4 protein-coding genes and 1 pseudogene are annotated in these 3917 nt (G+C 65.1%); 3 read left to right on the top strand and 2 right to left on the bottom strand.

Going from position 1 to position 3917, the window contains the following annotated elements; all coding sequences use genetic code 11:
- The 3 genes and pseudogenes from A9W96_RS17735 to A9W96_RS17725 all read left to right on the top strand — a co-directional run.
- A pseudogene (locus A9W96_RS17735) lies at positions 1-225 on the top strand (transcriptional regulator); the annotation flags it as partial.
- Positions 225-944 carry a hypothetical protein gene (locus tag A9W96_RS17730; RefSeq protein ID WP_067141680.1) on the top strand — a complete coding sequence of 240 codons (720 nt, stop codon included), beginning with the start codon at positions 225-227 and terminating at the stop codon, positions 942-944. The pseudogene A9W96_RS17735 and the gene A9W96_RS17730, both read left to right, overlap by 1 nt.
- Positions 945-1009: 65 nt before the next feature.
- Entirely contained in the window at positions 1010-1621 is a 612-nt protein-coding gene (locus tag A9W96_RS17725; RefSeq protein ID WP_231999721.1) for a hypothetical protein, read from the top strand.
- 420 nt (positions 1622-2041) lie between these two features.
- Here the strand turns inward: A9W96_RS17725 and A9W96_RS31545 are convergent, their stop codons facing one another.
- Positions 2042-2497 carry a hypothetical protein gene (locus tag A9W96_RS31545; RefSeq protein ID WP_156765297.1) on the bottom strand — a complete coding sequence of 152 codons (456 nt, stop codon included), beginning with the start codon at positions 2495-2497 and terminating at the stop codon, positions 2042-2044.
- Between the two features lie 311 nt (positions 2498-2808).
- Positions 2809-3807: a helix-turn-helix transcriptional regulator gene (locus tag A9W96_RS17720; RefSeq protein ID WP_067141675.1), complete on the bottom strand. Its 999-nt coding sequence runs from the start codon at positions 3805-3807 to the stop codon at positions 2809-2811.
- Between the last annotated feature and the right edge of the window lie 110 nt (positions 3808-3917).

The following is a 3917-nucleotide window of genomic DNA, read 5'->3' as shown; positions in this document are numbered from 1 at the left end:
GACACGGTCCTCTACGCCTCCGATGACCCGGATCCAGTGACAGCCTGGCCCGGGGGACCAAAGTCGTTTGGCCGCGGCTTCGGGCAGTACAAGCCGGAAGGCTCTGGGCTGCTCGACGAGCACCTCGAGCACCTCAACGGACGTGACTACCGCGGCAAACAAGACTTGATCCCCGCCCGTGCGTGGCGCGCCAATCTGCTCACCGACGCTGAGGGCAGCCGCTGATGGCGCGCAGAGGCAGACGACGCAGCCGAATCAATGCCAGCGACCTGGCGGGGTACGGCTCGGTGGCTAACGGAACGGTCGACGTCGACCGCGCCGCACGGGGCTTGGGTGTATCCAAACGCGATGTCCGCCAGGCGATCCGGCAAGCACAAGCAGCGCAAAGCAACACCTTCTTGCGGCGGATTTCAGGCCGGCGCGAGGCCGACTCCGCAGAGGGCAGCAGCATGCGAGGCATGCTGCAGGCAGTGTTCGGCCGGGGCCCGCGTGGTGGGGCGGTCAACGCGCGGGCCGCCGCGCAATCACTCGGCGTGTCCCAGGGCACCGTGCGGCGCTGGGCCGCTGGCACCCAACAACCGTCTAAGGGCCGACTGGCGTCGATCCGGGCAGCGGCGCGGCGCGTCACGACCACCAAGCGGGGCCGGCGAGGGGCCACCGCCGACTTCCGCAGCAGCACACAAGGCAGGCAGGCGCTTCGCACCGGCAGCAAAATCTGGGTCAGCGGTGAGCAAGGCGTGGGCGGCTACGACCAAGGGTATGCGCGCGATCGCCGCGTGGCCAACGACATCAGTCCCGAGGAGATCGAGGCCCTGTTGCGCGCTTATGAGGACGGCGGCGATGAGGGCCTTCGAAAGTGGATGAAGGAGTTCTTCGACGACAAGTACGTCGCTGGATGGGACTTCGTCACTATCGACGATTTCGGTATCGGTACCCCCGAATGAGCTTGCCATCCAAAGCAATACGACCCAACGCTGGCCCCCGGTGGAGCCGCAAAAGACTCATCGGCATGCTGCTGGACTGTTACGGCGCCACCCCGCGGAACACCGTCGACGCGGCTGCGGTCGCCGCGTATGCCGGTGTCACGCCGTCCACCGTTCGCCGTTGGATCTCCAAGCGACACTCGCCATATCGGCGCGTCGCGATCCCTAAACATCGGATCGCCCAACTGCAACGCGGTCCCGCCGATGTCGAACGGCGCAACGACCAGCAGTACCGATACGCGCTCAATGCGCTCGCATCGATCGACGATGAGAGCGCAATCCTGCCGGCCTGGCGCGAACAAGGGTGGCTCGACCCGCACACCGTGGCCATCATCGCCATTCACGCCAAGCCCTGGATGCAAGTCGCCGTCACCAACGCCAGCACACGGGCATTAAGGGAACTGCGACGCCGGGGAACGCTCGTGGCCAGCCGGACGGTGCCGACACGATTCCACGCCCAAGTCCTGGCCCACGCCGTGATGGTCCGTCAACAAGCATGGAGAGTCCACCCCGCACCGCGCTATCTTGCTGCCGGGCGCACACAAGCCTGGATGGCAGACGCGCCCCAGGTCGACCTCGCCACGCTGGCGGCCGACCTGGGAATTGCGCACCCGGCCTCCGACCAGAGCCCCGGCTAGGCTTAACAAGTGGCCCTGTTCAGGCGCATCGCCGCGCGGACTCGAATCAAACGCGCCTCCGCCCAAGCCCTGAGCCAGCCCCTCTTCGGCATCCGGCGTCCGAGCTCGATCGACTCACCGGCGATCGACTTGCCACCATGGACGGCGCCCCCCGTCACACCGACACAGCCCGGATGCCCCGCGCCGCGCTCAACGGCGGTGGCGGTGGCTACTGAGCCACTAAGTGAACGCCAGCATCAAGCCGGTGCTGTCGTCACGCCCGAGGCATACAGGCTGGCAGATCCCTATCGACCCGAGCCCGATGCTCAGTGGCTTCCCGACTGCCCGAACTGGCGTTTGACCCGCCGTGCATACAGGCGACAACGACGCCGTCGACGACGAGTGGGCGCAGCCTGAACCAGTGTCTTGCTGGCCCGGAGGTCAGCGCGAAGCGGACTGCGTAGCTTTGGGCGCCAACGTGGGCAACGTGATTGTTGTCAATGGGTTCTGGTTGGGCGTGGTGGGTCTGTGGTGGCTTTCTTTGGTGGTTGCTATGGACACAATCAGTGCGAGGATCAGTGGAATCATAATGAGCGGCAGCCACATCCACCATTTGGTGTATGCCGGACGGGTGGGTGGAGGCGCCCATACATGGATGTGGCGGCCCCCCGCTTGGTAAGTCGCCCACCATAGCGCGTAGTCGTGAGCTTGACGGGCTTGGCGGCGCAGCACCGTGCGGGCGCGGGCGTTTCGCGCCAACGAGATCGGATTCCACACCAGCGAGCCCATGCTCCACCAACCCGCCAGGATGCAGTGCTGTTGAGCAGCATCGATCGCGGCCTCGCACTGCGCATAGCTACCGGTGGTGATACACGGCTGGTTCAGCCAAAACACCACAGCGCCAGTGTGTTTGAACGTGCGCACCTGAAACGTCGGCTCCACTGCAGGCGGTGGATACGCCGCCGGAGCCGAGCTGGGGTGCATTGGATACCCCGGCGACGCCGGCGGCAGATAACCCGGTCTCGCGCCCCCGGCGCTAGGAGGATAGCCACCCGATAGCGGCCGCGGGCTCGGCTGCGACACCTCTCTACCTCGATCCCCTCGAAATGCACTGAACCTTGCAGCAACCAAAGTAGCCGAGACGGTTAGCTGTTGCGGGTTATGAGGTTATTGCCGCCCGATGTGGTGGTGGTAGTGGGTTGCAGGGGTCATGCGTTTGCTTGCGCGTTTTCGTCGAGGAGTCGGAGGAGTTGGTGTCCTCGTTCGGTGAGCCGGTAGGTGACGTTGCGTCCGACTCTGGTTCCGACAATTGTCCCTGCATCGCGCAATACGGCGAGGTGATTGCTGACGGTGCCTAGAGATTGGCCGAGGGTGTGCGCGAGTTGGGTACTGGTGGCGGGGGTTTTTAGTTGGCGTGCGATGCGGGAGCGGCCAGGACCGAGAAGGGCCGACAGTGCGTCGGTGCCGCGGGCGTCGGCGGTGGTCGGCTCGGCATGGGGGCCGTGGGCGCAGTAGACCAGGGCGTAGCGTGGAGCTTGTTCACATGTCCACCAGCCGCCGGTTGTGGTGCGGGGCACAAAGATCAGTCCCTCGTCGATAGTGCGGTCGGGCCAGTGCTGACTGCTGAAGCGAATGGTGTTGTCGCCGATCCAGACTGAGCGTTGTTTCATACTCTCGACGGTGTGCTTCCAGCCATAAGCGGCCAGTAGCCCGGCGCGGTACATGATGTCGCGTTCGAGGACGGCACGACGTCGCGCCCAGTCCGGCGAGACGAATTGCTGCCAGCCCTCGTCCAAGACCGTCGCGGCGCGGGTTGCAAGGTTCTGCTGGTTGAGCCAGTCGAGAGAGTGCGTTTTCCAGCTTGCTGCCGCGGCGGCCCGCACCGCGGCGCGGATGTTGTCGTCGCTGAAGGTTGTCATCGCCGCGAGTTCGTCGCTGAAACGGGTATTGATGCCGTGCTCAGGCGGTAACGCAATCATGTCGGGGAATTTTTTGGTCGTGGCGATCAACGCCAGCAGTGCCGCAGCGATCGGGCTGGCGCCCAGCCACCGGCGGTAGGCCGGCTGGTGTTCGGCGTGCCAGCGGGCCAAGGAGGGGTCGGTGCATCGGCGCTGCAAGGTGATTAGCACGCCGACGGTCTCGGCCAGCGGTGAGATCGCGAAACGGCAGTGGGCTAGCGCATTGGGGCTGAGCTTGAGAAGTGTCATATCCTTGCGCCTTTTGCCGTAAGGATAGCGACTGTATCGCGCCGCTGGCCATGCTGTCTGGCTATGCCACTCTCGGTGCCTCGAAACGCAATCCAGTCACCCTTCGGCTG

Source organism: Mycobacterium sp. 1245852.3 (genome assembly GCF_001669335.1).
GTDB classification, from domain to species: Bacteria; Actinomycetota; Actinomycetes; order Mycobacteriales; family Mycobacteriaceae; genus Mycobacterium; species Mycobacterium europaeum_A.
The sequence above is the reverse complement of the archived record's forward strand: the minus strand, read 5'-3'. Positions and strand labels throughout refer to the sequence as shown.